The sequence below is a fragment of the Azospirillum brasilense genome, from assembly GCF_022023855.1.
GTDB lineage: Bacteria > Pseudomonadota > Alphaproteobacteria > Azospirillales > Azospirillaceae > Azospirillum > Azospirillum brasilense_F.
On record NZ_CP059450.1, the window covers coordinates 704,116 to 727,855 of the forward strand.

Annotated in this window: 22 protein-coding genes; 7 read left to right on the forward strand and 15 right to left on the reverse strand. The window is 67.8% G+C overall.

Annotation, left to right across the window (positions count from 1 at the left end):
• Nucleotide 1: 1 nt before the first annotated feature.
• Nucleotides 2-1,780 carry a tetratricopeptide repeat protein gene (locus tag H1Q64_RS16615; RefSeq protein ID WP_237906243.1) on the reverse strand — a complete coding sequence of 593 codons (1,779 nt, stop codon included), beginning with the start codon at nt 1,778-1,780 and terminating at the stop codon, nt 2-4.
• Between the two features lie 457 nt (nt 1,781-2,237).
• Between H1Q64_RS16615 and H1Q64_RS16620 the strand changes: the two genes are divergently transcribed.
• Nucleotides 2,238-4,796 carry a PAS domain S-box protein gene (locus H1Q64_RS16620; protein ID WP_237906244.1) on the forward strand — a complete coding sequence of 853 codons (2,559 nt, stop codon included), beginning with the start codon at nt 2,238-2,240 and terminating at the stop codon, nt 4,794-4,796.
• A gap of 21 nt (nt 4,797-4,817) precedes the next feature.
• On the opposite strand, the gene H1Q64_RS16625 is transcribed toward H1Q64_RS16620, so the two are convergent.
• Nucleotides 4,818-6,611, reverse strand: coding sequence for an ABC transporter ATP-binding protein (locus H1Q64_RS16625; protein WP_237906245.1), 1,794 nt, complete (start codon nt 6,609-6,611; stop codon nt 4,818-4,820).
• A gap of 190 nt (nt 6,612-6,801) precedes the next feature.
• Here H1Q64_RS16625 and H1Q64_RS16630 point away from each other — a divergent pair, with 190 nt between their 5' ends.
• Entirely contained in the window at nt 6,802-7,818 is a 1,017-nt protein-coding gene (locus tag H1Q64_RS16630) for a patatin-like phospholipase family protein (protein ID WP_237906246.1), read from the forward strand.
• Nucleotides 7,819-7,854: 36 nt separating this feature from the next.
• Here H1Q64_RS16630 and H1Q64_RS16635 read toward each other — a convergent pair whose 3' ends face one another.
• Entirely contained in the window at nt 7,855-8,169 is a 315-nt protein-coding gene (locus H1Q64_RS16635; RefSeq protein ID WP_237906247.1) for a hypothetical protein, read from the reverse strand.
• 180 nt (nt 8,170-8,349) lie between these two features.
• On the opposite strand from H1Q64_RS16635, the gene H1Q64_RS16640 reads away from it, so the two are divergent.
• Nucleotides 8,350-8,880: a GNAT family N-acetyltransferase gene (locus H1Q64_RS16640; protein WP_237906248.1), complete on the forward strand. Its 531-nt coding sequence runs from the start codon at nt 8,350-8,352 to the stop codon at nt 8,878-8,880.
• Nucleotides 8,881-8,957: 77 nt separating this feature from the next.
• Here H1Q64_RS16640 and H1Q64_RS16645 read toward each other — a convergent pair whose 3' ends face one another.
• Nucleotides 8,958-9,137 carry a hypothetical protein gene (locus H1Q64_RS16645; protein WP_014198692.1) on the reverse strand — a complete coding sequence of 60 codons (180 nt, stop codon included), beginning with the start codon at nt 9,135-9,137 and terminating at the stop codon, nt 8,958-8,960.
• 139 nt (nt 9,138-9,276) lie between these two features.
• Entirely contained in the window at nt 9,277-10,029 is a 753-nt protein-coding gene (locus tag H1Q64_RS16650) for a porin (protein WP_237906249.1), read from the reverse strand.
• 274 nt (nt 10,030-10,303) lie between these two features.
• Between H1Q64_RS16650 and H1Q64_RS16655 the strand changes: the two genes are divergently transcribed.
• Entirely contained in the window at nt 10,304-12,193 is a 1,890-nt protein-coding gene (locus H1Q64_RS16655; protein WP_237906250.1) for a potassium/proton antiporter, read from the forward strand.
• Nucleotides 12,194-12,221: 28 nt separating this feature from the next.
• On the opposite strand, the gene H1Q64_RS16660 is transcribed toward H1Q64_RS16655, so the two are convergent.
• Nucleotides 12,222-14,300, reverse strand: coding sequence for a putative bifunctional diguanylate cyclase/phosphodiesterase (locus tag H1Q64_RS16660; protein WP_237906251.1), 2,079 nt, complete (start codon nt 14,298-14,300; stop codon nt 12,222-12,224).
• Between the two features lie 343 nt (nt 14,301-14,643).
• Nucleotides 14,644-15,519: an RNA polymerase sigma factor RpoH gene (gene rpoH / locus H1Q64_RS16665; RefSeq protein WP_237906252.1), complete on the reverse strand. Its 876-nt coding sequence runs from the start codon at nt 15,517-15,519 to the stop codon at nt 14,644-14,646.
• Nucleotides 15,520-15,748: 229 nt separating this feature from the next.
• On the opposite strand from rpoH, the gene H1Q64_RS16670 reads away from it, so the two are divergent.
• The gene (locus H1Q64_RS16670) at nt 15,749-16,141 is read left to right on the forward strand and encodes a response regulator (protein ID WP_237906253.1); all 393 of its coding nucleotides are present in this window, start codon (nt 15,749-15,751) and stop codon (nt 16,139-16,141) included.
• A gap of 129 nt (nt 16,142-16,270) precedes the next feature.
• Nucleotides 16,271-17,281 (forward strand): M23 family metallopeptidase, encoded by a 1,011-nt coding sequence (locus tag H1Q64_RS16675; RefSeq protein ID WP_237906254.1) that lies wholly within the window; start codon nt 16,271-16,273, stop codon nt 17,279-17,281.
• 27 nt (nt 17,282-17,308) lie between these two features.
• On the opposite strand, the gene H1Q64_RS16680 is transcribed toward H1Q64_RS16675, so the two are convergent.
• The 6 genes from H1Q64_RS16680 to H1Q64_RS16705 form a co-directional block, all read right to left on the reverse strand.
• Entirely contained in the window at nt 17,309-17,764 is a 456-nt protein-coding gene (locus tag H1Q64_RS16680; RefSeq protein WP_237906255.1) for a hypothetical protein, read from the reverse strand.
• 189 nt (nt 17,765-17,953) lie between these two features.
• A complete protein-coding gene (locus H1Q64_RS16685) occupies nt 17,954-18,442 on the reverse strand; it encodes a YajQ family cyclic di-GMP-binding protein (protein ID WP_014198684.1) in 489 nt (162 codons plus the stop codon).
• Between the two features lie 108 nt (nt 18,443-18,550).
• Nucleotides 18,551-19,087 carry a hypothetical protein gene (locus tag H1Q64_RS16690; protein WP_035679071.1) on the reverse strand — a complete coding sequence of 179 codons (537 nt, stop codon included), beginning with the start codon at nt 19,085-19,087 and terminating at the stop codon, nt 18,551-18,553.
• 22 nt (nt 19,088-19,109) lie between these two features.
• Entirely contained in the window at nt 19,110-19,745 is a 636-nt protein-coding gene (locus tag H1Q64_RS16695; RefSeq protein ID WP_237906256.1) for a hypothetical protein, read from the reverse strand.
• The gene (locus H1Q64_RS16700; RefSeq protein ID WP_237906257.1) at nt 19,742-20,395 is read right to left on the reverse strand and encodes a MotA/TolQ/ExbB proton channel family protein; all 654 of its coding nucleotides are present in this window, start codon (nt 20,393-20,395) and stop codon (nt 19,742-19,744) included. Before H1Q64_RS16700 ends, H1Q64_RS16695 begins: the two co-directional genes overlap by 4 nt.
• A gap of 421 nt (nt 20,396-20,816) precedes the next feature.
• Nucleotides 20,817-21,227, reverse strand: coding sequence for a bacteriohemerythrin (locus tag H1Q64_RS16705; RefSeq protein WP_237906258.1), 411 nt, complete (start codon nt 21,225-21,227; stop codon nt 20,817-20,819).
• Nucleotides 21,228-21,492: 265 nt separating this feature from the next.
• On the opposite strand from H1Q64_RS16705, the gene H1Q64_RS16710 reads away from it, so the two are divergent.
• Nucleotides 21,493-21,699: a DUF3072 domain-containing protein gene (locus H1Q64_RS16710; RefSeq protein ID WP_237906517.1), complete on the forward strand. Its 207-nt coding sequence runs from the start codon at nt 21,493-21,495 to the stop codon at nt 21,697-21,699.
• A 25-nt stretch (nt 21,700-21,724) separates the two neighbouring features.
• On the opposite strand, the gene H1Q64_RS16715 is transcribed toward H1Q64_RS16710, so the two are convergent.
• Nucleotides 21,725-22,729, reverse strand: a complete 1,005-nt coding sequence (locus tag H1Q64_RS16715; RefSeq protein ID WP_330874562.1) for a peptide ABC transporter ATP-binding protein — start codon at nt 22,727-22,729, stop codon at nt 21,725-21,727.
• Nucleotides 22,729-23,718 carry an ABC transporter ATP-binding protein gene (locus H1Q64_RS16720; protein ID WP_114860939.1) on the reverse strand — a complete coding sequence of 330 codons (990 nt, stop codon included), beginning with the start codon at nt 23,716-23,718 and terminating at the stop codon, nt 22,729-22,731. The genes H1Q64_RS16715 and H1Q64_RS16720 overlap by 1 nt, the downstream gene beginning before the upstream one ends.
• Nucleotides 23,719-23,740 lie beyond the last annotated feature (22 nt).

Sequence of the window (23,740 nt, forward strand, 5' to 3'; positions counted from 1 at the left end):
GTCACTTCGCCCCGACGAAGTGGCAGTAGGGGAAGGTCAGGAAATCGAAGCGGCGCACCCGGATCGGCTCATGCCGGTTCAGCCAGTCGAGCACCGCGTAATGGGCCATCTGGTCCAGCATCCAGTAGACCTCCGCCCCCGCCAGGAAATGCCCGATGTAAGAGCCGAGCAGCGACAGGAAGCGGTCGCCGCCGGGGCTGTTCTCGTAGACGGCGAACCCGACCGGAATTTCCCGTGACGGACCACGGCGGCGGCCGTCGAGCATGAGGCCGACGTCGTATCCGCCCATCTCCGCCCGGAGATTCCGCAAGTCTCCGGTGATCCAGGCGTCGGTGTCGACCACCATCAGCGGGCGATCCAACCGGCGCAGCCACTGCAAGGCGCGGAGAAAACGGGCGGAGGCGTAATAGGTGACGCGCTTGATGTCGGTCCACCCCGCCATGTCCGGCCGATCAAGCGAAAATCCCACCCTCAGCAGTCCGTCCGTCCGCCAGCGGGCCATGACCCGTTCCGTCTCCGGTGACGGCGACACCACATGAACGGCGACCATGGCGCCGGGCATCCGCTCCGCCAACGACTCCAGCAGCGTCGGGGCGAAGCGCTGGAAATAGACGTCGTCGCAGCAGAAGAAGACCATCGGTTCGCCGGCCGGTCCGGCCGCCGGCTCGCTGCGGCACTCCAGGGGCGCCATGCGCTCCAGCACCGCCTCAACCGGCGGCAGGTTGCGGAGGAAGGCATCGTCGGCGCGCAGCATGGTCCACAGGCCCAGCTCATGCTCCCGCGCGACCTCCGCCGCGGAGAAGCGCCGCCGGAAGCGTCGGCTCAGCCAGGAGGCGAGGACGAGCCGGTCCCGGCGGTAGGCGTGGAAACCGACGACCGAGGCCGCGACCGTGTCCTTGGGGTGGCGCCGCAGGCGAACCCAGGCGGCCCTCGCCCCGTCGCGCAACACCGTGTCGGACACCATGCCCACCTGCACCAGTGTCGCCACCGCGGCAACGTGCAGCCAGTCGGCCTCATCGTCGTCCGGGCGGACGGCAACGGCCCGACGCAGCGCACCGATGGCCTCCTCGACCAACGCCCGGTCGACCACGAAGGGCTTGCCGTCCTGAACGCCCATCGCCCCGCTGCGCTCCAGCAGCAGGCGCCCCAGCAGCCGGTTGGCGCGGTGGTGATGCTCATCCCGCTCCAGGGCCGTGCGCGCCATCGCCTCCGCCGCCACCGCATCCCCGACCGCCACAAGGGCCTCGGCCGCCGTCGTTCGGGTGTCGGCGTCCGCCTCCGGGAGACGTGCCGCGACGACCCGTCGCTCCGCCTCGTCCAGACGCGTCCCCCACTGACCGCGCAACGCCTTCAGATTGCCCGCCGCTCCGGCGTGGCCGGGTTCGAGCGCCAGGGTCCGCCGGTAACTCCGCGCCGCACCCGCCGCCTTCTCCTGCTGCTTCAACCCGTTGCCGAGATTGAACCAGGAACCCGCATGCGCGGGGTCGAGGGACAGCGCCCGATGCAGGCAGGCGATGGCGTCCGTCCCCTGACCGGCCAGGCGCAGGGCGGCGGCGAGATTGCTGTATCCGGCGACACTGCCGGACTCCAGCCGCAGAATGGCCCGGAAGTGACCGACGGCCTCTGCCGGGCGCCCGGTCTGCACCAGTAGCATCGCCAGCATTTGCAGCGCACCGCGATTTGCCGGTTCACGCTCCAGCACGTCGCGGTAGAGAGGCTCCGCCCCTGCATGGTTGCCGGATTTGTGCAGGCGAATCGCGTCGTCGAGGGCAGGTTCCATGAGGCCGCACCATAGACCGGATCGTCCCTGGCGCCAATCGCCCTCCGTGGACGCGCGTCACGGCGAATCCGGGAAAGCTCCCCTTGTGATCGGCCCGCCCCCGAATGCCCTTTCATGAGCGAATGGATGGATTATCAACCAATTATTGCGCGGTATGATACAGTCCGGTTTAGAGATGCCCGCAACCGGTTGCCTCAGGAATGGTCTGCGAAATGCCTCGGTACGTTCGGACCGGATACACTCCCTCGATCGACCGCCCAGCCGAAGCGACGTCCCTTCTGCCGGTCCCAGGAGGGCAGCCACAGGCTCCGGCGCGGTCCGGGCGTGTCCGGGCCGCCAATCGAATCGTCTGTCGTCCTCTGGCGATCCGGCGTAAGGTTGCGTTTGAACTCCGGCCGGCTCGATGACGCCTAACCTGGAAACGCCGCGGCGTCCGACACGGCGCCTGACCTGGCACATGCGACCGCAACGGGTGCGGGGCTGGCTCATCCTTCTGGTCATGGCGGTTGCGGTTCCGCTGGTCCTCTTCTCGGTGTCCCTCCTGATCCGCAACGTCGATGCGCAGGCCCAGCAAACGGAACAGCTCGTGCTCGACCGGACACGCCTGCTGGCCGAGGACGTGGAACGCGAGGTGAGCCGCCAGATCGCCGCCGCCGAGGTGTTGACCACATCGGAAAGCCTGACGACGGGCGATCTGGCCGCTTTCTACCGGCAAGCCGCCGGCGTGCGCGACCGGTTGGGTGCCAACGTGGTTCTCCGCGATCCACAAGGCCAGCAGCACGTCAACACCAGGATGCCCTGGGGCACCGATCTGCCGAACAACACCGTTCTCGAATCCGACCAGAGGGTGATCGACACGGGAAGGCCGCAGGTCACCGGCCTCTTCATAGGCGACGTGAGCCAGGCGCCAATTCTGGCGGTGACCGCTCCGGTGATCCGCGATGGACAGATCCGTTACCTGCTGAGCCTCAACATTCCCCAGGAACGGCTTCAGGCCATCGTGTCGCCGGAGCGCATTCCGGCGGGATGGCGGGCCGGGGTGATCGACCAGGAGGGTTTCGTCATCGCGCGCTCCCACTTGAGCGAGCAGTTCGTCGGCAAACAGCTTCCCGCCGCGCTTTGGACCGGCATGCAGGCGGTGCCGGATGGAATCCACCACGCCGCCAACTTGGAAGATGTGGAGGCGATCCAAGCCTACAGCCGGTCCCGGAACTTCGGCTGGGTGGTTGCGACGAGCGTCCCAACGACCCTTGTGGCGTCCCCGGCGCGTCATGCCCTCCTTCTGTTCACCGGTGGCGGCCTTGTCCTTTTGCTGATCGGGATCGCGGCGGCGCTTCTGCTCGGACGGCGCCTCACGCGCTCCGTTTCCCAACTGGCCGGAGCGGCGGAAGCCTTGGGCGCCGGCCACCCCGTTCCACCGCCCAACGGTGGCGTGTCCGAGATCGAGGCGGTGGGCCGCGCCATCCGCAACGCCGCGGACCTCATCCGGCGACGCGAGGCGGCGCTCGCGGAAAGCGAGGCCCGTCACCGGGCCATCGTGCAGACCGCGGTGGACGCCATGCTGGTCATCGACGAGACCGGCACGATCCAGAGCTTCAACCCGGCGGCGGAGCGCATCTTCGGTTACGAGGCCGGCGAGGCGGTCGGCCGGAACATCCGCATCCTCATGCCGGAGCCCTACCACTCCGCCCATGACGGCTATCTGCAAGCCTATCGGCAGACCGGCGAGAGGAGGATCATTGGTGTCGGGCGCGAGGTCGAAGGACGGCACAAGGACGGCTCGATCTTCCCGATCGAGTTGGCGGTCACCGAATGGACCGCCGGTGAGCGCCGCTACTTCACGGGCATCGTCCGCAACATCACCGAACGCCGCCGCACCGAGAACGCCCTGCGCGCCTCCAAGGCCGAGGCCGACCGCGCCAACGTCGCGAAATCCAAGTTTCTCGCCGCCGCGAGCCACGACCTGCGGCAACCGGTCCAGGCGATGATGCTGTTCCAATCGGCATTGGCCGAGCGGCTGGATGGGCACCCTGCAGCCCCGGTTCTCGACTCCATGGGCCAAGCCATGGACGGGCTGCGCATGCTGCTCGACAGCTTGCTCGACGTGTCAAAGCTGGATGCCGGGCTGATCGTTCCGCAATTGCAGGATCTGGCGATCGGCCCGATCATCGAGCAATTGGGCGCCGAGTATCACCCCCAGGCGGAGTCCAAGGGGCTTCGGCTGCGCGTGGTTCCCTGCGCCCTGACGGTCCGCAGCGATCCGGCGCTGCTGATGCGCATCCTGCGCAACCTTGTGGAAAACGCGCTGCGCTACACCGAACGCGGCGGTCTCCTGATCGGTTGCCGTCGCCGGGGAGACCGCCTGCGCATCGAGGTGATGGACTCCGGCATCGGCATCCCGTCCGAAAAGCACGAGGAAATCTTCGAGGAGTTCTTCCAGGTCAGCAACCAGGAGCGGGACCGCAGCAAGGGGTTGGGGCTCGGTCTGGCGGTGGTGCGCCGCCTCGCCCGCCTGCTCGGCCACAAGGTTCATTTGCGCTCCCGGCTGGGAGCTGGCTCCGCCTTCTGCGTCGACGTGCCGCTGATCGCCCGCCATGCCACCCGCTCCGAGCCGGCGGAGGCCCGGCCGGTGACGAGCGACGGGCGGGGCATGATTCTGGTGATCGACGACGAACCGCTGATCCGCCTCGGCCTGCAGGCGATGCTGGAGGGCTGGGGCTATCGGGTGCTGACGGCGGGCTCCATCGAGGACGCGGTTCAGCACGTCGAAAGCGGGGAATGGCCGAGCGCGATTCTGGCCGATTACCGCCTGCGCGATGGGAAGACCGGGCTGGACGCCATCCAGGCGGTGTGCGAGCGGTTGAGGACGCCGGTTCCGGCGACGATCATCACCGGCGACACCGCCCCGGAACGTCTGGCGGAAGCCCGCGCGGGCGGCCACACCCTGCTCCACAAACCCATCGCCGCCCACGAGCTGCGCAACGCCGTGGTGGAGATGGTGCCCGCAGCGGACTGAACCCGGTTCCGGTTTGCCGGATCAGGGCGCCAGCAGGGCGGCCTCGCCGTCCTCGCCGAACTGAAGCTTGCACAGGCGGGCGTAGGTACCGTTCTGGGCGATCAGGGCGTCGTGGGTGCCCTGCTCCAGGATGCGCCCGCCCTCCATCACGACGATCCGGTCGGCATTGCGCACAGTGGCCAGCCGATGGGCGATGACCAGCGTCGTTCGCCCCTGGGTCAGCCGTTCCAGCGCGCCCTGCACCAGCCGCTCGGACTCGCTGTCCAGCGCGCTCGTCGCCTCGTCCAGCAGCAGGATCGGCGCGTCCTTCAGGAAGGCGCGGGCGAGCGCGAGGCGCTGCCGCTCGCCGCCCGACAGCTTCACGCCGCGGTCGCCGATCACCGTGTCGTAGCCCTCCGGCAGACGGGCGACGAAGTCGTGCGCGGCGGCGGCCTTCGCGGCGGCCACGATGTCGTCGAAGGGGGCGTCCAGCCGCCCGAAGGCGATGTTGGCGCGCACGGTGTCGTTGAACAGGACCGTGTCCTGGCTGACCAGCGAGATGACCCCGCGCAGGCTCTTCAGCGTCACCGCCCGCACATTCTGCCCGTCGATCAGCACCTGCCCGCCGGTCGCGTCGTAGAGGCGCGGGATCAGGTTGAAGACGGTGGATTTGCCGGCCCCGCTGCGCCCGACCAGAGCCACCGTCGCCCCCGCCGGAATCTCAAGGTCTATGCCCTTCAGCGTCTCCGTCCCCTCTTCGTAGGCGAAGCGGACGTCGCGCAAGGACACGGCGGCGCGCTCCACCGTCAGGGGCTTGGCGTCCGGCTGCTCGGTGATGGTCGGCTTCTCGTCCACCAGCTCGAAGATGCGCTGGGCGGCGGCCAGACCTTCCTGAAGCACGGCGTTCAGCGTGCCGATGGCGCGCACCGGCTGCGCCGCCATCAGGAGCGCGCCGACGAAGCCGGAGAAGGCACCGACCGAGCCCTCGCCCATCGCCATGCGGTAGCCGGCGAAGGCGATCACCCCGGCCACCGCGGCACCGCCCAGCACCTCCATCATGGGATCGATGCGCGAGCGGGCGCGGGTCGCCTTCATGGTCAGGGCGAAATTGTCCTCGAAGGCGCGGGCGGCGCGGGCGCGCTCGTAATCCTCCAGCGAGTAGGTCTTGACCATGCGGGCGCCGGCCAGGCTTTCCGTCAGCAGGGCGGTCATGTCGCCCATCTGTGCCTGGGTGTCGCGCGACACGCGGCGCAGCCGCTTGCCGATGTTCACGATGGGAATGGCGGCGATCGGGTAGATCAGGAAGACGATCAGCGACAGGACCCAGTCGAGATAGAACATTGACCCGACCAGCGCGATCACCGTCAGGATGTCGCGCACCAGCCCGGTCAGGGTCCGCGACAGGGCGTTGCGGATCAGGTCGACGTCGCTGATGAAGCGGGAGGTCAGGGTGCCGGTGGGGGCAGCGTGAAGCTGGGCGGTGTCGGACCGCAGCAGATGGTCGAACATCGACAGGCGCACGTCGGTGATGATCCGCTGCACGATGTCTGTGGTCACCACCGTCTGGGAGTACATGGACAGCGCCTTGACCGCCGTGACCACGATGATCAGCAGCGGGATGACCAGCAGCATGCCCCGGTCCTGCTCGGAGAACATCGAATAAGCCTGATCGATCAGCAGCGGATAGGCGCCGGTCGCCGCCGCCACCACGGCCATCAGCAGGAAGGACAGCATCAGCTTGCCGCTGTAGGGGCGCACCCATTCCCGCAGCATGCGGCCGACCAGCCGTTCCGTGGCCGCGTCGAGGCGCAGCCGTTCTCCGCTCTTCTTGCTCACGTGCACGTCTTCCTGTAGCGCAATCGCGATGGCTTAGCCGATGGCGCCGGTGCTTGTCCACCGAGCCTTACTTTACGGAGCCTTGTCCGGCGGGCCTTGTCCACCGTGGCGGAACCGATCAAGCTTCCTTAACCGGGCGGATGGCACGATACCGACCGGCACGCGCTCCACCCCGTGCAAAGGAGGCGCCATGGCGGCGGACGGCGGAAACGGACAGGGTCCCGGCAACGGCTACGGCCAGCACCACCACCGGCCGCGCGTCGGCTTGGCGCTGGGTGCCGGGGTGGCCCGCGGCTGGGCGCACATCGGCGTCCTGCGGGCGCTGGCGCGTTACGGGATCGATGCGGACATCGTCTGCGGCAGTTCGGTGGGGGCGCTGGTCGGCGGCCTCCATCTCGCCGGCAAGCTCGACGCGCTGGAGGAGTGGACGCGCAGCCTGACCCGGATGAAAATCGTCGGCTATCTGGACCTGCGGCTGCGCCAGGGCGGCGGCCTGATCGGCGGGGACCGGCTGGTCGCTGAGATGCGCCGCCATCTGGGCGACATCCAGATCGAGGAGCTTCCAAACCCTTTCGCCGCCATCGCCACCGATCTGGTCACCGGGCACGAGGTGTGGATGCGCAACGGCCCGCTGGTGGACGCGCTGCGCGCCTCCTTCTCCCTGCCCGGAGTCTTTCCGCCGGTGCGTTTCGAGGGGCGCTGGATGGTCGACGGCGCCCTGGTCAACCCGGTGCCGGTGTCGGCCTGCCGGGCCCTGGGCGCCCAGATGGTGATCGCCGTCAATCTGGCTGCCGACATCATCGGCAAGTCGCGGCGCCCCGGCGCCGCCGTGCCGACCGCGGCGGGATTCGACCTCCTGAAGCTGATCGACGAGGAGCAAGGGCCGGATGGCGAGCCCAAATCCCGCGCCGGCTTCCGCGTGCCGATCGGCGCGCTGAGCCGCCGCATCTTCCGGCGCGATTACGAGGGGCCGAGCCTGTTCGGCGTCATGGTCTCCTCGCTCGGCATCGTCACCGACCGCATCGCGCGGTCCCGTCTGGCGGGCGAGCCGCCGGACGTCCACATCACGCCACGGCTGGGGCACATCGGCCTGTCTGAGTTCGACCGGGCTGACGACTGCATCCGCGAGGGGGAGGCGGCGGTCGAGCGCGTCCTCCCCGACCTTCAGGACGCGTTGAGGGTGTTCGGTTACGCGCCCCCGGTCTGAGCGCCCCCGGTCTTCTCCTCCCAGGTCTGAGCGAAGTCAGGCGGTCAGGTCGACCGCCGCGCCGCGCCGGTCCTTCTCGCCGGACAACTGGCGCTTCAGCTCCTCGGCGATCTGCTTCTCGACCGCGGCGCGCTTCTCCGCCGGCATGGACGCGAGGGACTCCTCGTCCAGCTTCATGCGGGCGAGAATCTGGTCCCGGATGCGTTGGGCCGGCGTCTTCCGCGCCTCCTTGAGGAAGGCGTCGGCGGCGCTGACTCCGCTCGCCTCCTTCTCCGGTTCGGTCTTCTCGTTCTGCGCCGTGAGCTTGGCGACGACGCGCGAGACGTTGCTGATATAGTTGGAGATTTGCATGACGGTTTCTCGTGACCGATGGGCTGGAGAACCGACAAGCAAGTTTTGTGCAACCTTAAATATGCTTGGCAATCAATCGCATACGTGGGATTTCTGATGGCGTGGATGTGCCGGGCGGCAAAAATGACCGGCTCATGATCTGCCGGCTTCCGGTTCCGGCCCCTTCCGCTGAGACGACGCATGGATCCCATCACCACCGACCGCCTGATCCTGAGACCCTTCCGGGAGGGGGACGCGCCCGACCTGCTCGCCTATCTGCGTCATCCCCGGGCAAGCTGCTTCCTCTCGCTCAAACTGGACAACCTCAATGCCGCCGCCGCCGAGGTGGAAACGCGCAGCCGGAGCGACGAGCACATCGCCGTGTGCTTGCGCAGCACCGGCCGGATGATCGGCGACCTGTTCCAGGTGTCCGAGCCGCCGGACACCTATTCCGTCGGCTGGAACTTCAACGCGGATTTTGCCGGGGCCGGATACGCCGCGGAGGCCGCGCGAACCCTTTTCGAGCATCTGTTCACGGTGAAGCAGGCCCGCCGCCTCTACGCCTATGTCGAGGAAACCAACGTCGCGTCGCAGCGCCTGTGCGAAAGGCTCGGCATGAGGAAGGAAGGACTGTTCGTGGAGTTCATATCCTTCGAAACGGACGGCGACGGGAACCCCATCTTCGAGAACACGATGCAGTACGCCATCCTGCGGAAGGAATGGCAGGCCTGAAAAAGCGAAAGCGCGCCGCGCCCGGTCGGCGCGACGCGCTTGTCGTCTTCGGCAACGGATGTACCCGTCGCGTCCGGTCAGCGATCCAACGCCGTGCCCAGCGCGGCGCCGCCCAGGCCACCGATGATGGCGCCACGCTTGCCGTCCACCGCGTAGCCGCCAGCGGCGCCAGCCGTGCCACCCACCACGCCGCCGGTCGAACAGGCCGCGAGCGTCAACAGCGCAATGGCGGTCCCGATCAGGCGCAAACGAGACATGTCCAAACCCTCCTTGTGGTGCTTCTCGCCCCTATAAACAGGCGAGATGGCGATTTGCTTCCACGACACCGCGATTCCGTCGGGAATTCACCCTTGGATAAGGACGAAAGAGGGATATCAGGCCCGTTTGGGCACCGCTTCAGAACAGAACGCGGGTTCCGACGCGCAGCATCGTGCTGTCGGACGGGTCTCCGCTGTAGGTCATTGTGCCCAGATCGGCGGTGACGCTGACCTTCGGCGACATGCGGAACCGCAGGCCCGTGGACCAAGCCTCCTGCGGGGCCTCGGCGCCGACCTGGCTGTGGGCCAGCCGCCCCATGACCGTCCAACCCCGCAACGGCGTGCCCTGCTCCAGATAGAGGCCAGCGTTGAGCGTCCGGCGCGCCGCGCCGTCGTCGGGCAGCTGCTCGCGATAACCGGCGCCGACCGTCACGCCGGGCAGCGTCACCTGCCCGCCGACCACCCAGGACCGGCGGGGCGTGCCGCGGTCCTTCGCGACGGCGGCCTTGCCCGCCCCCGCGGTGATGCGCAGCCGGGCCTTGCCCAGCCGGCCGTCGTGCCGCACCACGCCCTCCACCACATGCCGGGCGAGCGGATCGGCCGCGCCCAACTCCGTGCGGACGGGCGTGTAGCCGAGACCGATGTTGAAGCCGTGCAGGCGCGGCGAATAGTAGGTCGCCCGCGCGTCAGGCCCGCCGAACGCGCCGTCGTTCATGAAGACCGGGTCGGAGAACCATTGGTCGCGCACTGGCGTGGTCGCCACCATCCGGCGCGACGCGCTTTCCGTCTGGCCGACCTCCAGAGCGCCCCAACCGCCGAGATCGATGGCCTTCTTGTCGAACCGGATCGGCGTGGTACCACCGCCCGCCGCCGTGCGGTCCAGGTCGGGCAAGGCCCCCGCCGTCGCCGCGGCGGAGGACAGGACAAGGATCAGGGCTGCAAGGGGTGATGTCGGAATACGCCGTGTACGAAACATGAAATGCCCCTCGCCCGTTGCATTAACCCGGAAGGATTGTAGCCCGCCGCAATGCTGCATTGCGGGAGACATTTCTGTATTATTTTAGGAACATTGGGAAATTTTGGCCGCTGCGTTGCACTTGCGCCCAAGAATTGCCAAAATCGGATGACCGCAAAGGCGGCACCATTCCCTTCCCGGCGCGAGGACTATGGAGACAGCGAGCACCATCATCCTGATCGGGTCGTCGCTGCTGATCGTCAGCATCCTGACCAGCTATCTGGCGCTGAGGATCGGTACCCCGCTGCTGCTGATCTTCCTGGGCGTCGGTCTGTTCGCCGGGGTCGACGGCATCGGGGGGATCAGCTTCAACGACGCGGACAGCGCCTTCCTGATCGGCTCCATCGCGCTCGCCGTGATCCTCTTCGAAAGCGGCCTGGACACCAAGCTGTCCAGCTACCGCGCCGCCGCGTGGCCGGCGCTCAGCCTCGCCACCTTCGGGGTCGCCATCACCTCCGGGGTCATCGGCGTCGCCGCGCATTTTCTGCTGGGCCTGCCCTGGATCGAATCCTTCCTGGTCGGCGCGGCGGTCAGCTCCACCGACGCGGCGGCGGTGTTCTTCCTGCTGCGGGTCGGCGGCATCACCATCCGCGACCGCGTGCGCTCGACGCTGGAAATCGAGTCCGGCAGCAACGACCCGACGGCCATCCTGCTGACCGCCATGCTGGTGGAGGCGGCGCTGCACGGCTGGGGGACGCCGCTGGAACTGGCCGGCTTCCTGGTCAAGCAGATCGCCGGCGGGGCGGTTCTCGGCGTCCTGGGCGGAGCGGGACTGGCCGCCTTCATCAACAAGGCCCGCCTCGACCCCGGCCTCAACCCGGTGGTCACCCTGGCCTTCGCCCTGTTCCTGTTCGCCGGCACGAACGAACTGGGAGGCAGCGGCTTCCTCGCCGTCTATGCCGCCGGCCTCGTCGCCGGCAACGTGAAGCTGCGCGGGGCGCTGGGCCTGCGCCAGTTCCACTCGGGCCTGACCTGGCTCAGCCAGATCGTCATGTTCGTCATGCTGGGCCTGTTCGCTACCCCGCACGACTTCGGAGCGATCGCCCTGCCCGCCTTGGCCCTGGCCGTCCTGCTGATCCTGCTGGCGCGGCCGTTGGCGGTGTGGCTGTGCCTGCTGCCGTTCCGCTTCTCGGCCAACGAAAAGACCTTCATGGCCTGGGTCGGGCTGCGCGGCGCGGTGTCGATGCTGCTGGCGCTGGTGCCGATCCTGGGCCAGCTGCCGGGCGGTCAGGTGATCTTCAACACGGCCTTTCTGGTGGTGATCGTGTCGCTGGCCGTGCAGGGCTGGACGATTGGCCCGATGGCGCGCTGGCTGAAGCTGATCGTCCCGCCGCGGCGCGGCCCGGTCGAACGGTTCGAACTGGAACTGCCCGGCGGGGCCGACCAGGAGATGGTTGTCTACACTGTCCACCCCAAGAGCCCCGCCGCCCGCGGCCAGCGCACGCCGCGCTTCGCCCGCCCGTCCCTGGTCATCCGCGATGGGCGCGTGGTGCCGCTGCACAAGGCGCGGACGCTCCAGGCCGGGGATATGGTCTATCTGTTCACCCCGCCCAGCCAACTGCCGCTGATCGACAAGCTGTTCGCCGAAAGCCGGCCGCTGGATCAGGACGACCGTGCGTTCTACGGCGATCTGGCGCTGAATCCCGACGCGACGGTGGAACAGATCGCCGAGATGTACGGCCTGCCCCTGTCGCTGGCCAACGCCCAGCGCTCGCTGCGCGACCTGCTGCGCAACGAGTTCGGCGGCGCCTGCGAGCTGGGCGACCGGATGCGGATGGGCGGCGTGGAACTGATCGTCCGCGACATGCAGGACGGGCAGATCACCTCGGTCGGCCTGGCACTGGAGCCGTCGGCAATGGACAAGCCCCGCGTGCCGCTGTTCCAGGGGCCGGAACGGCTCTGGCAGACGATCCTGTCCTGGTGGTCGAAACGCTCCTTCCGCCGCTGGCAGCGCCGGGAAACCCGCCGCGAGCGCCTGCCCGCCCGCGCCATCGAGGCGCCCACCTTGGCCGGAAAGGAACCGGAACGGCTGGAGGGGTGATCCCTATCCAGCCTGTTCCGCCGGATGGTCAGGCCATCGCGGGCTGCTGGGCGCGGATCATCGCCGCGAAGGCGTCGGGGGCGACGGGGCGGCCGAACAGGTAGCCCTGGAGCAGGTCGCAGCCCACCGACACCAGGAAGTCCCGCTGCTCCTCGGTCTCCACCCCTTCGGCCACCGTGACGAGGCCGAGGCCGTGCGCCATGCCGACCGCGGCGCGGACCAGCGCCCCGTTCTTCAGGTTGTCCGGGATGTCCGCCATGAAGGCGCGGTCGATCTTCAGCTTCGACACCGGGAGCTGCTGCACATAGCTGAGCGACGAGTAGCCCGAGCCGAAATCGTCGATGGCCACCTGGACGTCGATGGCCTCCAGCTCCGTCAGGGTCTGCACGGCGGCCTTCAGATCGCGCACCGCCGCCTGCTCGGTGATCTCCAGCCCCAACCGCCCGCGCAGCTTCGGATGGAGTCCCAGCAGCTCCTCAAGGCGAGCGCTGAGATTGCCGCGCAGGAATTGCGGACCGGAGATGTTGATGAAGATCTGGTTGGGCAGGGTGCCCGCCGGCTCCCACACCGCCATCTGCTCGACGACGGCGTTCAGCACCCAGTCGGTGATGGGAACGATCAGGCCGCTTTCCTCGGCGACCGGGATGAACTCGCCGGGGGAGACCGGCCCCAGCGTGTGCTGGTTCCAGCGCAGCAGCGCCTCCGCCCCCACGATCCGGCCGGAGCGGGCCTCGACGATGGGCTGGTAGGCCATGTGCAGCTCGTTCCGCTCGATGGCGTGGGCGAGATGCATGGTCAGGAACATCCGTCGGGTCGCCGCCGCGGCCATTTCCGGGGTGTAGAAGCAGACGGCGTTGCCGCCGTTGTGCTGGGCGGCCTGAAGCGCCAGCTTGGCCTTGGCGTTCAGCTCTTCCAGCGTGCGGATGTCTGCGTCCTGCACCGCGGCGCCGATGGACAGGCGCAGCCGCACCCAATGACGGTCGGCGTAAATGGAGGCGGTCAGCCGATCGTGCAGCAGATCGGCCAGGGTCTCCGCCTGCTCCGCGCTCTCCACGCGGGACAGGGCGGCGAACTCGTCGGCGGCGATGCGGCAGACGTAGGTCTGCTGCGGCAGCACCTCCGTCACCCGGCTTACCATCGCCTTCAGCGCGGCGTCGCCGACATGGAAACCGAACGCCTCGTTGATGTCGCTGAACTGGTCCACATCGAGCGCGTAGAGCGCGAACAGGCCTCCTTCCTGGCCGGGGAAGGGCGCGGACAGCACAGCCTCGCACTCCTCCAGGAAGGCGGTGCGGGTCAGAACGCCGGTCAGCGGGTCGTGCCGGGCGAGGTAGGTTGCTTTTTGCTCCGCCGCCAGCCGTTCGGAGATGTCGCGGATGATGCCGACGAACACGACATCGCGCGCCAAGCGGGCCTGGCCAACGCTGAGATGGATCGGAAACACCGCGCCGTCCTTGCGCCGGCCCAGCGCGTCGCGCCCGATGCCGATGATCTTGGCGCGTTCCGTCTCCAGATAGCTGCCGATGTACTTGTCGTGATCGCGGGAGAAGGGCGGCGGCATCAGGACGGAGACGTTCCGCCCGATCAGTTCCTCCTCGTCATAGCCGAACAGGTCGCGGCAAGACCGGTTGACCGTGCGGATGATGCCGTTGCGGTCCGCCACCACCACGCCATCCACCGCCGCGTCGAGCAGGGTGGTAACGAAGGGGTCGCGGCGCAGGACGAAATCGGCGATGCGGGCCGGGTCGGTCACGTCCTGGAACAGCCCAAGAAAGCCTTGCCCGCCGTCGCCGGTGCGGTGGGGCAGGACGCAGCCGGTCAGCACGCCGCGCCCGCCGTCCGCGTGCTCGACCTCGCAATCGACCGGAGCGGCTTCCCCGGTTTGTCCGGAGCGGTCCAGCGCCTGCACGACGGCGCGCGCCAGTGGATGGTCGATTTCGGCCAGGGATTGCCCCACCAGGGCTTCGGGCGACGTTCCCAACACGGCGGCGAAGAGCGGGTTCGCCAACAGGCAATGATGCCCGGCGTCGGCGTAGACCAGCGCGAAGGACGCCTGGTGCATGAGGCTTTCGGCCAGCGACGCCAGGAACGCCGATGTCGTCGGCATTGCCGGTGCGGACGGGCTGTCAAGCCCCTGATGCTCTGCCGGAGACACGTTGGACAAAACCGTACCCGCTCACCAAGGCGCCCCGGAGGCTCGACACGAGGCCCGATACCCAGGGGTGCACAGAAACCGAGTTGTCATTATGACGGCTTGCGGAGCATTTTCCAACAAATTGCGGCGAAATCACAACATCTGTTGCATCCACCGCTCCCCCTACCACAACCTTGGGAAGGAGAACACCGCCCTGTCTCACCCGGAGAAACGGCGTCGGCAGCCAAAGCCAACCTTCCGGGACATACGCCTTTCGACATACACCATGGAGGAGAGGGAGGCAACAGCCTCCCCCTTACGCCGCTGCGGCGAGTTCCCGCACCCTCTGGGACAGCTTCTGGAAGGCGCGCTCCTCGATCTGGCGGATGCGCTCGCGGCTGACGCCGTAAACGGCGGCAAGATCCTCCAGCGTCTTCGGCGACGGGCTGAGGCGGCGGGCGGTCAGGATGTCGCGCTCGCGGTCCTTCAGCACCGTCATCGCTTCGTGGAGCATGGCGCTGCGGTGCATCGCCTCGTCGCGCTCCAGCAGGCTGTCTTCGGCGTTCGGGCGCTCGTCGGGCAGGAAGTCCTGCATCTCCGCGGTCCCCTCTCCGGCGGAGAGCGGCGCGTTGAGCGAGGCGACCGGCTGGACGAAGCGGCGGTTCACCGCGACCACGTCGCTCTCCGGCACGTCGAGTTCCCGGGCGATCCGGGACACGCTTTCCGGCTTCAGGTCGCCGTTGCCAAACTCGCCGAGCTTGCGCTTCAGGCGGGACAGGCCGAAGAAGAGCTTCTTCTGGGCGCCGGTGGTGCCCAGTTTCACGAGGCTCCAAGAGCGCAGAATGTATTCCTGGATGGACGCCTTGATCCACCACATTGCGTAGGTGGACAGGCGGAAGCCGCGGTCCGGCTCGAACTTGCGGACGGCGGTCATCAGGCCGATGTTGCCCTCGCCGACCAAGTCGGTCATCGGCAGGCCGTAGCCGCGGAAGCCGGTGGCGATCTTGATGACCAGACGCAGATGGCTGGTCACCAGCTTGCGGGCCGCCTCCATATCGCCATGCTGGCGCCACGCGGTGGCCAACACATACTCCTCCTCCGCGCCCAGAACGGGGAAGCGATGGACCTGCTCGATGTAACGGGACAGCGACTCGCCGGGAAAAGGCGTGGTCAGCGTCAATGCGGTGCTCATGTCACATCCTCTTGAAAGCGATATGACCCAATCCGCCGGTCCCCGCGCTGGGCAACCGGCGCCTTCTCCGTGAAGGCGCCCCCAGTTTACGCGGACAGAACGCCAAGTCAACGCCGCACGGGCGCGCGTACCGGGTGCCTTGACCTGGATGCATGGCCGTCCCCGCTCATAAACGGGGCGTAAACCAGCCGGGCCTTATTCAGGTCGGCAAAATCCCAAAAACCGAATCATGAGAGGGCAGACTCCGATGGCCGACATCCTCGTCGTCGATGACGACCCGGTATCCCTCGGCATCGTCAGCAAGATTCTGGAGAAGGAAGGCAACACCGTGACCGGCTGCACCGACGCGCGGGCGGCCATCGAGTCATTAACCTTCCATGAGTTCGACCTGCTGGTCACCGATCTCATCATGCCGGACCATGACGGATTTGAGGTCATCCAGGCAGCCAAGAGCCTTCGTCCGGACCTGCGGATCATCGTCCTGTCCGGAATCGACGAGCGGGTGCCGCCGGAGCTGACCATGCAGGCTTTGAGCAAGCTGGGTGTCGCCCGGATGGTCCGCAAGCCGATCAAGCCCGCGGTCCTGGCCTCCGAAGTGCTGGCGGTGCTGATCGGTGGCTGAGAAGGTCTGCCGAGGGGGCTTGGCCGGAAATCTCGGCCCGCTGGCGTATGGCTTCCTTGCGGTTGCATCGGGGCGGAGCTTGCCTCACCCTGCCCCGGCAGACCCGCCTCTCCTCCTTGGGAAGCCCGCATGATCCGCGCCGCGCTCGCCACCATCCTGTCCGCAAGCCTCTTCGCGAGCGCGCTGGGTTTCGCCGGCGCTGCGGCGGCGGAAGCGCCGGCCTTCGGTTTGCCGCTCGCATGCCGCATCGGGGAAACCTGCTTCATCCAGAACTACGTCGATGAGGACGCCGGTCCCGGCTGGCGCGACCATGCCTGCGGCCGGCTGAGCTACGACGGCCATGACGGCACGGATTTCCGCCTTCCCGACTACACCGCGATGGACAAGGGCGTCGCCGTGCTGGCCGCCGCCGCAGGCACCGTCCTGCGCGTGCGCGACGGCATGGAGGACGTGAACGTGAACGTCATCGGGCGCGACACGGTGATGAAGGTCGGGGGCGGCAACGCCGTCATCATCGACCATGGCGACGGCTGGCAGACCGCCTACCTGCACATGAAGCGCGGCAGCGTCGCGGTCACCCCCGGCCAACGGGTGGAGGCCGGGCAACGGCTCGGCGACGTCGGGCTGTCGGGACTGACCGAGTTTCCCCATCTGCATTTCGGCGTACGCCACAACGGCGCCGTCGTCGACCCCTTCGTCGGCCAGCAGCCCTTCACCGCCTGCGGCCAGCCCATGACGCCGCTGTGGAACGCCGCCACGGCCAAGGCGCTGGCCTACCGCCCGACCGCCGGCCTCAGCGCCGGCTTCTCCACCCGCCGCGTTCCGGAGGCCGAGCCGGCCCGCCACGGCGAATTCGCCGGGGAGGTGCTGACTCCGGACGCGCCCCTGCTGGTGCTGTGGTCGGACATCATGGGCGTCCGCGACGGCGACACCCAGCGAATCCGCATCCTCGACGGCGATGGCCGCACCCTGTTCGACAACAGCAAGGGCATCACCGGGGACAAGGCCGTCTGGTTCGCCTATCAGGGGCTGAAGCGCCCGGCGGCTGGATGGCCCAAGGGACCCTACAAGGGCATCGTGACGCTGGCCCGCGACGGCAAGACGGTGGTCACGCTGGAGCGCCGGCTGGACGTTCGCTGACGCCCCGCCGTTCCATCGCCGGGCCGATCACCGGGCCGATCCCGACGTCATGCGGTCGGCGACGCCTTGGGTCAGCAACGTGGTCAACCAGCGGAAGTTCGGCGCGCTTTCGGCCTGGAGCGCGCTCTGCACCACCTGCATGGCCTCCTCGGCATTGGGCGCCCGCATGTCGGGCGTGTGGCCCTCGCCGGTCTGGCCGCCCGACGCCTCGTCCGCTCCGCTCTGCGCGAAGACGCTGACGGCGCCGACACCCAGCCGGTGGGCAATCGCGGAATTCCCCGTCACCGGACCCGCCGCGGAGGACACCATCAGGCCGGCACCGCCATCCTCACCGCCGACGCCGTTCAACTGCTCCAGCATCGCGGCGAACTGGCCGGCGAGCTCCCCCGCCTGCCGGGGCGCACCCGTGCCTTTGCGCTCCAGAAGCTCTTCAGCCCGGATGCGCATCAACTGGGAAGCGTCGGCGTTGGTCGGTATCGACATGGCGCGTGGACCCTGCGGCGTTCGGCTACCGGAGCAGGGCAAGCAAGGGACGGGCCATTATCGGAAGAGGCGGAAGGCCGGGTGGCGGGACCCTCTCGCCGCCAGCGCACCCGGCAAAAATTTCCGCCCCACCCGGCAAGAATGACCGGCCGTCCGGCAAGAATGGCCCTGTGGTGCCCTTGCCGTCCGTCAGTCCCGGAAGTTCACATACTGCAGGGGCTGCTCGATCTTCAGCCCGCGCACCAGGGCGATAGCGTCCTGGAGGTCGTCGCGCTTCTTGCCGGTGACGCGCAGTTCGTCGCCCTGGATGGAGACCTGGACCTTCATCTTGGCGTCCTTGATCGCCTTGACGATGGTCTTGCCAAGGTCCTGGGCGATCCCCTGCTTGACGGTGACGACTTGGCGCAGCGCGTCGCCCGCTGCCCGCTCCGGCGGTTTGGAATAGTCCAGGGCTCCGGCGTCCAGCTTCCGCCGGGTTACGTAGACCCGCAGCAATTCCTGCATCTGGTCGAGCTTGGGGGCGTCGTCGGCCAGCAGGGTGATGTCGTTCTCGGTGCGCTCCACGGTGCAGCGCGAGCCCTTGAAGTCGAAGCGGGTCTCGATCTCGCGGCGCATGCCGTTCAGCGCGTTGTCGATTTCGTGGATATCGGTCTTGGACACGATGTCGAAGGACGGCATGGGACTCTCTTTGCTCGGACGGACGGAATCGCGGAACCGTAGACGAGCCCGCCCCCCGCCTTCAAGGGGCCTGCACGGAGGACATGATGGAAATCGGCCCGTTGGACGTCATGTCGGTTGGCCGGGATGTTGGAACTCGATTCCCGGATTGCCGCCCGGCCCGCCGTTGCCCGGAGCGTTCTCGTAGGGCTTGTCCGGCATCTTCGGCTGGGGCTGCGCGTAGAAGCGCGGTTCCCGGTCATCCCAGGACCGTTCGAAGGGCAGCCGCATCATCGGGTTGGTGCCGTTGCGCTGGGCCTCGCGCTGGGCCTCCTGCAACTGCTCGGCCATGCGGCGGTCCCAGGGCAGGCGGTAGAGGTTGGGCGCCTGCTCCCAGAGGAGGGTGAGATAGATCGCTTCGTTCTCCACCAGCGTGGCGCTCAGCACCTTCGCCTCTCGGACGTTGGACCCCATCCATTCCAGCGTGACCGGCTTCGCGCGGCCCAGCAGCGCCGCCGGTGCGGCGTAGGCCGCCGGCAGCAGCAGGGCGAACAGCAGCAGGATCACCACGCGCGCCATCCGGTTGCGCGTCCAGCGCAGGGCCGACAGGACCAGCAGCAGGGTGACGACGGCGACGAATCCGAAGATGACGGTCAGGCTTTCCATGGCGCACTCTCGATCCGACGGGTCAATTTTTCGCCGAGCGCAGCGGCTTGAACACGGCGTTCAAGGACCCCGGCACCAGCTCGCCTCGCTCGCTCAGGTTGAAGCGGAAGGCGGTGATCTCCTGCCCTTCGTGGTCCAGCCGGACGCGCGTTGCGGCTACAGTGGCAGCCCCCGATTCATGCTCCGCCTTGACGCGGGCGACCACCCGGACCCAGATGGGAAACACATTCTCCAGGTTGCGGAACATATGCACGTTGACGGTGTATTCCCCCGGAGGAATGCCGCGCGAATAGGAGGTTTCGAAATTGATCTCGGTGGGATCGGCGTAGGCTCCCAGATCGTCGCGCAGCAGGTTGAAGATCAGCCCCGACTTGTTCGAGTAGCCGACCGGCACGTCCCCCGGCGCCTGCACCCACAAATCGACGTCGCTGCGCAGCTTGTCGTCCCAGCGCGCCTCGATGATGACGTTTCCCGGCGGCTCCATGCCCGCCGCGGCGGACGAGGAGGACTCGTTCTGCTGGTTGGCCTCGGTCTTCTTGGCCTCGTTGATGAAGGGGACCGCCAGGACCGCGCAGGCCACGAAACCGCACAGCAGCAGCGTCAGCAGGTCCCGCGCGACGAGCACACCGGTTTGGTCCTCGCCTAGGAAATCGTTCATGGTGTGGCCTCGCCGCCCAGGGCGCCGTAGGGGGCCGCTTGCGGCGCAGCGAAGTCCGGCGTTCCTGTGCGCGGAGCAAGCCGCGAGCGGGCGTGGGCCTCGTCCATGATCAGCGCGCACAGCGAGGCCGTCGCCCCGCGCAGGAGCTGGAGATTGCAGGTGGTCCATAGGCACAGGGCGCCGCCGAGCATCGTGGCGTAGATCGCCACGCCCAGACCGCTCGCCAGCGTGGTCACCATGGCGCCGGCCGACGCGGCGTTGCCCACCATGTCCGGGGTGATGTTCGCGGCGAACAGGCTGAAGCCCCAGGCCGTGCCGATCAGGCCGAGCATGCCCAACGCGTTGGCGATGTGCTGAAGATGCGAGATTCTGGAGAACAGGCGGATTTCCAGGGCGCGTTCGCTCTCGACCTTCATCAGCCGTCCGCCGCCGAGCTTGGCCCGGTCTAACTCACCGCCGATCTTCCACACCCGATAGGCCGACATCACCAAGCCGACCACGAACACGATCCCGATGATCGCGGTCGCCACGGCGATGTGCCCGGTCAGGACCCTGTCCAGCCACCCCTGCGCATAGAGGACGAAGACGAACGCCGAAATCGTCAAATTGAAAGCGACGAATTTCGCCTTGAGCAGCCACTGTTCTTCCATGGTTTTGACCCTGTGACGGTTGCGTGTGTCTCCGGATCGTCATGTTCAGACGGCGATGGCGCGTAACGGCGGCGCCCCGGAAAGCCGGGCGGTGATGGCGGGATCGGGAGAGCGGAAGACGAATGTGCGGCGGCATGCGCTAGGGGCGCCGGCGCCGTTGGCTTGGGCGCTGGTGGCGGGACGGCTCCGTGTCGGCCATCGGTTCATCGGCGCACCTTCGCCGGAATTGCGCGACGACGGAGCCATACTGGAGTCATCCGTCACCTCATGAACCCCGGCCCCGGCCAAGAGTTCCCGACCCCCGGCGACGGACCTGCCGGGTTGACGCGCGTCACGGACGGCGAAAGCCCTGTGGCGGGAGAGAAAAAGGGAGCGCCCCGGGGCGTTCGGTCCCGGCAATCGTCCTTACGGAAATGGCCCTTTACGCCACGCCCTTTTCCTTCAGGAAGGGGCCGTACTTCTTGTCGGTACCCTGGATGTGCTTGATGAGCCAGCTTTTCAGGAAGTTCATCACCTCCATGCTCAGCGTGGCAGTGACACCGGCGTGGTACTTGCGCTGCACCTCGAGCACCTGACTGGCCAGCGCGTCGTGTTCCGCCTTGTGGGCATCGCGGTCCGGATAGCCGAGGCGGGCGAAATGCTCCTCCTCATGGGTGAAGTGCGACTTGGTGTAGGCGACGAGGCTGTCGAGAATGCCGCCCAGCGCCTCCTTGCTGCGCCCCGCCTGGACAGCGTCGAACAGCTCGTTGACCAGGGCGACCAGTTGCTTGTGCTCCTCGTCGAACTGCGCGATCCCGACACTCAGCTTCTCGTTCCACACCATCAGCGGCATTTCGTTCCGTCCCTTCGCGCTGGACCACACCTCACCGGCCGAAGATAACCCCAGCGTGCGGAAGGGTAACGCCTTCCGTATGGCGCTTCAACAGTCGGCGAGCCCCCGGAAGTCAATGTTGGGAACCAATCCCACATGCGGCTGTTCGACAGACGTTTCCAGCAGAAAGGAACATTTCATGAACGAGAAGCGCGACAACGACCGTGATCATCGCCCGCAGTCCCATCGCGGCGACGCGCCGAATCCGGGTCGCAATCCGAAAACCGTGGACGCCGGGGGCGCCGACCATTCGAACCGCGAGAAGGACCCGGACGATTGGACGACGGGGGACGAGCCGATGACCGGCGCGCAGGCCTCCTACCTGAAGACGCTCAGCGAGGAGGCCGGCGAAGGCTTCGACGGGGATCTGACGAAGGCCGAAGCCTCCAAACGCATCGACGCCCTTCAGGACAAGACGGGCCGCGGCGCCTGACGGGAGACGCCGCGGCCCCCGGACCTCAGGCCATCTCTTCCGCGAAGTGGCAGGCAACCAGCCGCTCGTCCACGGGGCGCAACGCCGGCACCTCGGTCGCGCAGCGCTCCGTCGCGTAAGGGCAGCGCTTGTGGAAGGGGCAACCCGGCGGCGGGTTCAGCGGTGAGGGCAGTTCGCCCTTCGGGATCACCCGCTCCGCCCGCAGAGCCGGGTTCACCCGCGGCGTGGCGGCCATCAGGATGCGGGTGTAGGGGTGGCGCGGGCGGGAGTAGACCACGTCCTTCGGCCCGTGCTCCACTGGACGGCCCAGATACATCACCATGACCGCGTCGGCGATGTGCCGCACCACGCTGAGATCGTGGGAGATGAACAGGTAGGCGAGGTTCAGCTCCTCCTGCAGGTCCATCATCAGGTTCAGCACCTGCGCCTGGATCGACACGTCGAGCGCCGACACCGGCTCGTCCGCCACGACCACCCGCGGGTTCAGCATCAGCGCGCGCGCGATGGCGATGCGCTGACGCTGCCCGCCGGAGAACATGTGCGGGTAGCGGTCCACCTGATCGGGGCGCAGCCCGACCTTCGCCATCATGGCGACGGCCCGCTCCCGCCGCTCCTGCTTACCCATCGGGGTGTTGATGACCAGCGGCTCCGACAGGATCGAGCCCACGGTTTTGCGCGGGTTCAGCGATCCGTAGGGGTTCTGGAACACCATCTGGACGGTGCGACGCAGCTCCTTCATCTCCGACGCGGTGCGCCCGACCACGTCGCGCCCGTCATAGAGAAGCTGCCCCGAGGACGGCGGCTCGATCATGGTGACGGAGCGCGCCAGCGTCGACTTGCCGCAGCCGGACTCGCCGACCACCGCCAGCGTCTTCCCGGCTTCGAGCTGGAAGGACACGCCGTCCAGCGCCTTGACGGTGGCCGCCGGCTTAAAGGCGCCGCGCTTCACCGCATAGTGCTTGCGCAGGTGGATGGCTTCCAGAACCACCGGACCGGTGACCGGCATGACGTCGGTGAGGATGTCGGTCATCACAGAACCTCCCCGGCGCCGACCGGAGCGTCGGCGAGTGGATAGAAGCAGCGCGCCTTGCCGGCGTCCACGTCGAACAGGGCCGGCCGCTCGATGCGGCAGCGGTCGGTGGCGAAGCGGCAGCGCGGGTTGAACAGGCAGCCCTGCGGCCGGTCGCCGATGCCCGGCACCACGCCGGGAATCGTCGGCAGCCGGCGCTTGCCCAGAGCCCGCTCCGGCAGCGCGTCGAGCAGCGCGCCGGTGTAGGGATGGCGCGGCGCCTTGAACAGGGCATCCACCGGGCGCGTCTCGGCGACCTGCCCAGCGTACATGACGACCACCCGCTGCGCCGTCTCCGCCACCACGCCCATGTCGTGGGTGATGAGGATCAGCGCCATGCCCCGCTCCTTCTGGAGGCGGACCAGCAGGTCGAGGATCTGCTTCTGGATGGTCACGTCCAGCGCCGTCGTCGGCTCGTCCGCGACCAGCAGGCGCGGGTTGCAGGCGATGGCGATGGCGATCATCACACGCTGGTTCATGCCGCCTGAGAGCTGGTGCGGGAAGGCCGACAGGCGGCTTTCCGGGGCCGGGATGCCGACCTGCTCCAGCAGTTCGATGGCGCGGTTGCGCAGCGCCTTGCCGGACAGCCCCTCATGCACCTTCAGCGTCTCCATGATCTGGAAACCGACGGTGAAGCAGGGGTTCAGGCTGGTCATCGGCTCCTGGAAGACCATGGCCACGTCCTTGCCGGTGATCTTCCGGCGCTGCGACGGGCTCATCGCCAGCAGGTCCTTGCCGCCGAACTGCATGCGGTCGGCGACCACCGTGCCGTTGGAGCCGAGCAGGCCCATCACGGCGAGCGAGGTCACGGACTTGCCGGACCCGGACTCGCCGACGATGCCCACCACCTCGCCCTCGTCCACGGTGAGGTCGATTCCGTCCACCGCGCGGAAGGTGCCGGCGCGCGTGGTGAACTCGACGGACAGGTTCTTGATATCGAGAAGAGGCATGGCGGCCCCGAAATAAAAGGGT

Bases quoted from the DNA above. Each gene is read 5' to 3' on its own strand.
- H1Q64_RS16615 (WP_237906243.1), bottom strand. From the start codon at position 1,780: ATGGAACCTGCCCTCGACGACGCGATTCGCCTGCACAAATCCGGCAAC.
- H1Q64_RS16620 (WP_237906244.1), top strand. From the start codon at position 2,238: ATGCGACCGCAACGGGTGCGGGGCTGGCTCATCCTTCTGGTCATGGCG.
- H1Q64_RS16630 (WP_237906246.1), top strand. From the start codon at position 6,802: ATGGCGGCGGACGGCGGAAACGGACAGGGTCCCGGCAACGGCTACGGC.
- H1Q64_RS16635 (WP_237906247.1), bottom strand. From the start codon at position 8,169: ATGCAAATCTCCAACTATATCAGCAACGTCTCGCGCGTCGTCGCCAAG.
- H1Q64_RS16640 (WP_237906248.1), top strand. From the start codon at position 8,350: ATGGATCCCATCACCACCGACCGCCTGATCCTGAGACCCTTCCGGGAG.
- H1Q64_RS16645 (WP_014198692.1), bottom strand. From the start codon at position 9,137: ATGTCTCGTTTGCGCCTGATCGGGACCGCCATTGCGCTGTTGACGCTC.
- H1Q64_RS16655 (WP_237906250.1), top strand. From the start codon at position 10,304: ATGGAGACAGCGAGCACCATCATCCTGATCGGGTCGTCGCTGCTGATC.
- H1Q64_RS16660 (WP_237906251.1), bottom strand. From the start codon at position 14,300: ATGCCGACGACATCGGCGTTCCTGGCGTCGCTGGCCGAAAGCCTCATG.
- rpoH (WP_237906252.1), bottom strand. From the start codon at position 15,519: ATGAGCACCGCATTGACGCTGACCACGCCTTTTCCCGGCGAGTCGCTG.
- H1Q64_RS16670 (WP_237906253.1), top strand. From the start codon at position 15,749: ATGAGAGGGCAGACTCCGATGGCCGACATCCTCGTCGTCGATGACGAC.
- H1Q64_RS16675 (WP_237906254.1), top strand. From the start codon at position 16,271: ATGATCCGCGCCGCGCTCGCCACCATCCTGTCCGCAAGCCTCTTCGCG.
- H1Q64_RS16680 (WP_237906255.1), bottom strand. From the start codon at position 17,764: ATGTCGATACCGACCAACGCCGACGCTTCCCAGTTGATGCGCATCCGG.
- H1Q64_RS16685 (WP_014198684.1), bottom strand. From the start codon at position 18,442: ATGCCGTCCTTCGACATCGTGTCCAAGACCGATATCCACGAAATCGAC.
- H1Q64_RS16690 (WP_035679071.1), bottom strand. From the start codon at position 19,087: ATGGAAAGCCTGACCGTCATCTTCGGATTCGTCGCCGTCGTCACCCTG.
- H1Q64_RS16695 (WP_237906256.1), bottom strand. From the start codon at position 19,745: ATGAACGATTTCCTAGGCGAGGACCAAACCGGTGTGCTCGTCGCGCGG.
- H1Q64_RS16700 (WP_237906257.1), bottom strand. From the start codon at position 20,395: ATGGAAGAACAGTGGCTGCTCAAGGCGAAATTCGTCGCTTTCAATTTG.
- H1Q64_RS16705 (WP_237906258.1), bottom strand. From the start codon at position 21,227: ATGCCGCTGATGGTGTGGAACGAGAAGCTGAGTGTCGGGATCGCGCAG.
- H1Q64_RS16715 (WP_330874562.1), bottom strand. From the start codon at position 22,729: ATGACCGACATCCTCACCGACGTCATGCCGGTCACCGGTCCGGTGGTT.
- H1Q64_RS16720 (WP_114860939.1), bottom strand. From the start codon at position 23,718: ATGCCTCTTCTCGATATCAAGAACCTGTCCGTCGAGTTCACCACGCGC.